Origin of the sequence: Kocuria sp. CH-021, from assembly GCF_049716185.1 — a bacterium.
In the GTDB taxonomy this organism is placed as follows: Bacteria; Actinomycetota; Actinomycetes; order Actinomycetales; family Micrococcaceae; genus Kocuria; species Kocuria cellulosilytica.
In genome coordinates this window covers 93,804-100,879 of sequence record NZ_JBNAFK010000016.1, presented here as the reverse complement: position 1 = coordinate 100,879, position 7,076 = coordinate 93,804, and the positions used below count along the sequence as shown (strand labels likewise).

The window sequence follows — 7,076 nt, the reverse complement described above, 5'->3', positions numbered from 1 at the left end:
GGCCGGGGCCGTGCGCCCCGACCCGGCCGCCCCCGTGCCCGGCGCCGCGGAGGTGGCCGCGGCCGTGGACCCCGCGCTCGCCGGCGCGCCCGCCGGGCGGCGCTCCGTCCTGGTGGCCGACGCGCTCACGGGGACGCCGCTGCTCGAGCGGGACCCGGACGTGCCCCTGGTCCCCGCCTCCAACCAGAAGCTCGTCACGGCGCTGTCCCTGCTCACCCACGCCGATCCCCGGCAGCGGCTGCGCACCACGGTGGTCCAGGGGCAGGAGCCGGGCACGGTGGTGCTGGTGGCGGGCGGCGACACCCTGCTGAGCCCGGGCCGCTCCGACCCGGACGCCGTGCTGGGCCGCGCCGGCGTCCGGACCCTGGCGGAGGCCACGGCCCGGGCCCTCGCCGAGCGCGGGACCGGCGGGCCCGGCACCGTGCGGTGGGACGCGAGCCTGTTCACCGGCCCGGCCCTCAACGGGGCCTGGGCCGCGGGCGACGTCGCGGCGGGGCAGATCGGGCCCGTCGCGCCCATGGCGTTCTGGTCCCACCGCGTGCCCGCGGGGGAGGGCCCCTCCGCCGCGCGGCCCGCCGACGCGGCGCGCGACGTCGCCGAGGTCTTCGCCGCCGAGCTCGCGGCCCGGCTCAGCGCGCACGGAGTGCCGGCGCCCGTCCCCGAGGTCGCGCCCGGCCGGGCGCCCGAGGGGGCGGCCGAGCTGGCCGCCGTCGAGTCCGCGCCGCTCGCCGAGCAGGCCGGGCTGATGCTGCGGGACTCCGACAACCACCTCGCCGAGGTCCTCTCGCGACTGGCGGCCCGGGCCGCGGACCGGCCCGCGAGCATCGCCGGCGGCCGCGCCGCCGCGGCCGAGGCGCTCGAGGCGCACGGCGTCGGCACGGCCGGCGTGGAGCTGTCCGACGCGTCCGGGATGTCCCTGGGCAACCGGATCCCCGCCCGCGCGCTGGAGCAGGTCGTGCGGGCCATGGTCACCGACCCCACCGGAGCACTGGTCCCGGGGGCCCGGGCCCTTCCGGTGGCCGGGGGCAGCGGGACCCTCGCCGACCGGTTCGACGACGACGCCGAGCGACCCGGGCGGGGCCTGGCTCGGGCGAAGACGGGCACGCTGAACTCCGTGGTCTCCCTCGGCGGCCACGTCACCACCGACGGAGGGCGGCTGCTGACGTTCTCCGTGCTGCTCAACGAGGTCACCGACCCGGCCGCGGCCCGGGACGCCGTGGACCGCGCGGTGGCGGCCCTGGCCCGACTGTGACGGGCCGCGGCGGGCGCTCCCAGGCGCGTGTGGTTGCATGAGGCCATGAGCGCAGCACAACGACCCCCGGTGACCCCGGAGACGGAGACCCCGGAGACGGAGGCGCCCGGGATCGTCCGGTGGGACCTCGCGGCCTCCGCCGCCGCCCGGCTCACCCCGCCGGGGCCGCGGATGTCCGCCCGGGCCATGCAGACGGCCGTGGCCTCCCTGCGCCGGCACGCCGAGGCGTCCGTGGACCACGTCCACCGGATCACCGGTCTGGAGGCCGCGCGGGACCTGCGGGACTCCACGGTGCTGGTCGTGGACCGGGCCGGCTGGTCCAAGGCCAACGCCCAGGCCTTCGAGGTGCTGATGGAGCCGGCGGTGGAGGCGCTGCGCCGGCGCCGCCCGGAGCAGTTCGGCGCGGCCGCCACCGCGCTCGGCGGCACGGCCACCGCCATGGAGATGGCCGCGGTGCTGGGGTTCCTCTCGGCGAAGGTCCTCGGCCAGTACGACCCGTACGCCGGGCTCGTCTCCGCCGTGGCCGCGCAGCGGCACCCCGGTGGACGGCTGATGCTCGTGGCGCCCAACATCCTGACGGTCGAGCGGGAGCTCAACGTCGAGCCGGAGGACTTCCGGCTGTGGGTCTGCCTGCACGAGCAGACCCACCGCGTCCAGTTCGCCGCGGCACCCTGGCTGCGGGAGCACATGATCGAGCAGATCAACGAGCTCGCGGACTCCCTCATGGGCCACGCCGAGACCCTCGGGGCGCGGCTCACGGAGGCGGTCCGGTCCCTGCCCGGGCGCGGCTCGGCGGGAGAGCCCAAGGCGTCCCTCGGCGTGGTGGGGCTGCTCATGGGAAGGCGGGAGCGGGAGGTGCTCTCCCACCTCACCGCGGTGATGAGCCTGCTCGAGGGGCACGCGAACTTCGTGATGGACGGGGTGGACGCCTCCGTGGTGCCCTCCGTGAAGACGATCCGGCGACGCTTCGAGCGGCGCTCCGAGCTGCAGGGCAGCCTCGACCGCTTCGTCCGGCGCCTGCTCGGGATGGACGCGAAGATGCGCCAGTACAGCGACGGCCAGCAGTTCGTCTCGACCGTGGTGGCGGCCGTGGGGCTGGAGCGGTTCAACCGCATCTGGGAGGCGCCGGAGCACCTGCCCACGGAGGCGGAGATCCACGCCCCCGAGCGCTGGGTCGAGCGCGTGCTGGGCCCTGCCTGAGCGCCTTCCCGGACCGGCGCCGCCACACGGGCGCCGAAAGTGTGGTAAGGGCGGCGCACCCCCGGTTGACATGCACATTCATTGAAAAAGTGACCGGAGTGACCCGCCCGTGAGGTCCCGGTCACAGCGCGACACGCGATAGGCCGGATCACCATTGTGTGACAAAATCTTTACGTGAGCACAGAGAATATCGAACAGCAGGTCAAGCTGTACGGCCAGCCCCTGTCGGAGCGCTTCGGCACGGTCGTCCAGGCCTACGGCATCACCCAGCGGCGGCTGGCCGAGGTCCTCGGCCTCTCCGCCCCGATGCTGTCGCAGCTCAACAGCGGCCGCCGGATCAAGATCGGCAACCCGGCGGTCTACGAACGCCTGGTGATGCTGGAGCAGCGCATCGGCACCCCGGACATCGAGGAGACCCTCTCCGCGGTCGAGGCGTCGCAGCCCGTGCTGTCCACCACGCAGATCCAGGCCGGCATCCACAGCGAGACCAACGCCGTGGCGGCCCTGGCCCACGTGGTCCCGCGGCACGAGCTCGAGGCGGCCCTGGACCTGCTCGGCGAGACCGCCCCGACCCTGGCCAAGGTCGTGCGCCTGGCCGTGCGGGAGTCGCAGAACCAGCAGGCCGCGAGCGACCGCGAGGACGCCCGCCGGTGACCCAGTTCGCCCGCCGCGGCCGACTGTCCCCGGACGTCGCCGCGGGGCGGCGCCGTGTGCTCGACTCCGTCCGGCGGCACGTCCCCCGGGGCTCCGGGGAGCCGCCGCTCGTGCTGGTCGCCTGCAGCGGCGGGCCGGACTCGCTCGCGCTGGCCGCCGTGGCGGCCCACTTCGCCCGGCGCGGCACGCTGCGCGTGGGCGCGGTGGTGGTCGACCACGGCCTGCAGGAGGACTCCGCGGCGGTCGCGGCGCGCACCGCCCGCACGCTCGGGCGGACCGGGCTGGGGCCCGTCGTCGTCACTGCCGTGACCGTGCGCCGGGACGCCGGCGGACCCGAGATGGCCGCCCGCACCGCCCGCTACGCGGGCATCGCGGAGGCCGTGGCCCGCACGGGCGCCGACGCCGTCCTGCTCGGCCACACCCTGGACGACCAGGCGGAGTCCGTGCTGCTGGGCCTCGCCCGCGGCTCCGGTACCCGCTCGCTGGCCGGGATGCCGCCCGTGCGCGAGCTCGACGGCGTCACCTACCTCCGTCCGTTCCTGGACCTCTCCCGCGAACAGACCCTGCAGATCTGCGCCGCCGAGCAGCTCGAGCCCTGGCACGACCCCACGAACCGGGACACCACCCTGATGCGCTCGCGGGTCCGCCACCGCGTGCTCCCGCTGCTGGAGGACGAGCTCGGCCCCGGCCTGGCCCGCGCGCTGGCCCGCTCGGCGGCGATCCTCGGCCCGGACGCGGACTACCTCGAGGGCACGGCGGCCGAGCTGCTCGAGCGCGCCCGCGCCGCGGCCCCGGCGCTGCCCGGCTCCCTGGCCCTCGACCTCGCCGCGCTCCGGGCCGCGCACCCCGCGCTGCGCCGCCGCGCCCTGTCGGCCGCCGTGGTCGCCGCCGGCGGGCAGACCCCCGCCTACGAGCGGCTCGGCGCGCTGGACGAGTTCGCCGCGGGGCACGGCGCCGCGGGGCCCGTGCAGATGGCGGGTAAGGTGTCCGTGTGGCGCCGCCGCCCGGCGGCGGGCACCCGTGGCCCGGGGCACCTGGAGCTCGTCCGCCCGCGGCCCGCGGTCCCCGCGAGCGCCACCCGACCCGCATCCGCATCGTACGAGGAGCGCCGTGAAGGCTGAGGACGTCCAGGGGGATCTCACCGAGGTCCTGTACACCAAGGAAGAGATCGACACGAGGATCGCCGAGCTCGCGGCGGCCGTGGACGCCGACTACCGGGGCCGGGACGTCCTGCTCGTGGGCGTGCTCAAGGGTGCGGTGATGGTCATGGCGGACCTGTGCCGGGCGCTCCAGGGCCAGTACCCCATGGACTGGATGGCCGTGTCCTCCTACGGCTCCGGGACCAAGTCCTCGGGCGTGGTCCGCATCCTGAAGGACCTCGACACCGACCTCACGGGGCGGGACGTGCTCATCGTCGAGGACATCATCGACTCCGGGCTGACCCTGTCCTGGCTGCGGGCCAACCTGGAGTCCCGCGGCACCGCCTCGGTGGAGATCTGCGCGCTGCTGCGCAAGCCGGAGGCGGCGAAGACCTCCATCGACGTCAAGTACGTGGGCTGGGACATCCCCAACGAGTTCGTCGTGGGCTACGGGCTCGACTACGCGGAGAAGTACCGCAACCTCGACTGCATCGCGACCCTGGCCCCCCACGTCTACGAGTGAGCCGAGGCCCCGGCGGGCGTCCCGCGGCGGTTCCCGGGCGGGCTGTCCGCTGACAGGGAACTCCCGGCCCGTCCGGGGCGGGAGCCGGAGTCCGGGCTGTACATTGTAGGTCTGCGTCCCCTGGACCCCCGGCCCTGGGCGGGCCCCGGCTCGAGGGGGCCGGACAACCATCCACGGGAGGATCAGCGGCTTGGCCACGGCGAAAAAACCCAACAACTTCTTCAGGGGACCCTGGTTCTGGGTCCTGCTGGCCGCTCTGATCCTGTTCCCCCTGGTCGGCACGCTGACCACGGGCTCCTCCGGGCGCGTGGACACCAACGTCGGGCTGCAGCTGCTCCGGGACGGGCAGGTCTCCGAGGCCAAGATCTACGACGGCCAGCAGAAGGTCGAGCTCCAGCTGGAGGAGGACCTCTCCCTCGACGGCCGGGACCTCGGGCGCAGCGTGGAGTTCTACTACGTCACCCCGCGCGGGGAAGAGGTCGTCGACGCGATGAACGCGGCGGACCTCGAGGGGTTCACGGACCAGCCCGTCGAGTCGAACTGGTTCACGAACCTCCTCGGCTTCATGCTCCCGTTCCTGATCATCCTGGCCATCTTCTGGTTCGTGTTCTCCCGGATGCAGGGCGGCGGGTCCCAGGTGATGCGCTTCGGCCGCTCGAAGGCCAAGATGTTCGACAAGGACAACCCCACGGTGACCTTCGCCGACGTCGCCGGCGCCGACGAGGCCGTGCAGGAGCTCGACGAGATCAAGCAGTTCCTGGTGGAGCGCGAGCGCTTCACCGCCCTCGGCGCGAAGGTGCCCAAGGGCGTGCTGCTCTACGGCCCGCCCGGCACCGGCAAGACCCTGCTCGCGCGGGCGGTGGCCGGTGAGGCGGGTGTCCCGTTCTTCTCGATCTCCGGCTCCGACTTCGTGGAGATGTTCGTGGGCGTGGGGGCTTCGCGGGTGCGCGACCTGTTCCAGCAGGCCAAGGAGAACGCGCCGGCCATCATCTTCGTGGACGAGATCGACGCCGTGGGCCGCCAGCGCGGCGCCGGCATGGGCGGGGGCAACGACGAGCGCGAGCAGACCCTCAACCAGCTGCTCGTCGAGATGGACGGCTTCGACGCCACGACCAACGTCATCCTGATCGCCGCGACCAACCGGCCGGACGTGCTCGACCCCGCCCTGCTGCGCCCGGGGCGCTTCGACCGGCAGATCGGCGTGGACGCACCGGACATGAAGGGCCGTCTGCAGATCCTCCGGGTGCACTCCCAGGGCAAGCCGCTCGCGGACAACGTGGACCTCGCCGCCGTGGCCAAGCGCACCCCCGGCTTCACGGGCGCGGAGCTCGCCAACGTGATGAACGAGGCGGCCCTGCTGACCGCCCGCTCCCACGCCCAGCTCATCGACGACCGCGCCGTGGACGAGGCGATCGACCGCGTGATCGCCGGCCCGCAGAAGCGCAGCCGGATCATGAAGGAGCTCGAGCGCAAGGTCACCGCCTACCACGAGGGCGGGCACGCGCTCGTGGCCGCGGCCCTGCGCAACACGGACCCGGTCACGAAGATCACGATCCTGCCCCGCGGCCGGGCCCTGGGCTACACCATGGTCATGCCCATGGACGACAAGTACTCGACCACCCGCAACGAGCTGCTCGACCAGATGGCCTACGCCATGGGCGGGCGCGCGGCGGAGGAGATCGTGTTCCGGGACCCCTCCACCGGTGCCTCCAACGACATCCAGAAGGCCACCGACACGGCCCGCAAGATGGTCACCCAGTACGGCATGAGCGCCCGCGTGGGCTCGATCAAGCTCGGCGGGGACAGCTCCGAGCCGTTCCTCGGCCGGGACGCCGCCGGCTCCGGCCGGGAGTACTCCGAGCGCACCGCCGCGATCGTGGACGAGGAGGTGCGGGCCCTGCTCGAGCAGGCCCACGACGAGGCGCACGCGATCCTGATGGACAACCGTCCCGTCCTCGACCGGCTCGCCCTCGAGCTGCTCGAGAAGGAGACGCTCAACGAGGCCCAGATCGCCGACATCTTCCACGACATCCGCAAGCGGGACCTGCGGCCCGTGTGGCTGTCCAAGGACACCCGCCCGCTCTCCGAGGACCCGCCGGTGGTCACGCAGGCCGAGCGCGAGGAGGCCCGCCGGATCCACGCCCAGGACCCCGCCACGCTGGCCCCGCAGGACCAGGCGGCCGCCGCCAAGCCGGAGCACCCCCTCGAGGTCCCCGAGCGCGGGCACTCGGTGCCGCCGGAGGAGGGCGCGGGCTCCTCGAGCAGCACCCGGACCCCCCCGGCGCCGGGCACGGACTGAACCGGCCTA

The 7,076-nt window shown here is 74.3% G+C and carries 6 protein-coding genes; all 6 read left to right on the top strand.

Translation table 11 applies throughout. The features are described from left to right. On the top strand, positions 1-1,252 hold a 1,252-nt coding region (dacB, locus tag ACPYN7_RS13275), incomplete at its 5' end, for a D-alanyl-D-alanine carboxypeptidase/D-alanyl-D-alanine endopeptidase (RefSeq protein WP_424347950.1). A gap of 45 nt (positions 1,253-1,297) precedes the next feature. Next, positions 1,298-2,452: a zinc-dependent metalloprotease gene (locus ACPYN7_RS13270; protein ID WP_424347949.1), complete on the top strand. Its 1,155-nt coding sequence runs from the start codon at positions 1,298-1,300 to the stop codon at positions 2,450-2,452. A 174-nt stretch (positions 2,453-2,626) separates the two neighbouring features. Beyond that, positions 2,627-3,106, top strand: coding sequence for a hypothetical protein (locus ACPYN7_RS13265; protein ID WP_058875279.1), 480 nt, complete (start codon positions 2,627-2,629; stop codon positions 3,104-3,106). Continuing rightward, a complete protein-coding gene (gene tilS, locus ACPYN7_RS13260) occupies positions 3,103-4,227 on the top strand; it encodes a tRNA lysidine(34) synthetase TilS (protein WP_424347948.1) in 1,125 nt (374 codons plus the stop codon). The genes ACPYN7_RS13265 and tilS overlap by 4 nt, the downstream gene beginning before the upstream one ends. Further along, complete coding sequence (gene hpt / locus ACPYN7_RS13255) at positions 4,217-4,768, top strand: hypoxanthine phosphoribosyltransferase (RefSeq protein WP_058875281.1); 552 nt, start codon at positions 4,217-4,219, stop codon at positions 4,766-4,768. The genes tilS and hpt overlap by 11 nt, the downstream gene beginning before the upstream one ends. 190 nt (positions 4,769-4,958) lie before the next feature. Beyond that, positions 4,959-7,067: an ATP-dependent zinc metalloprotease FtsH gene (gene ftsH, locus ACPYN7_RS13250; protein ID WP_424347947.1), complete on the top strand. Its 2,109-nt coding sequence runs from the start codon at positions 4,959-4,961 to the stop codon at positions 7,065-7,067. Positions 7,068-7,076 lie beyond the last annotated feature (9 nt).

Excerpts from the sequence above, each read along its gene's own strand:
- ACPYN7_RS13270 (WP_424347949.1), top strand. The coding sequence starts at position 1,298 with ATGAGCGCAGCACAACGACCCCCGGTGACCCCGGAGACGGAGACCCCG.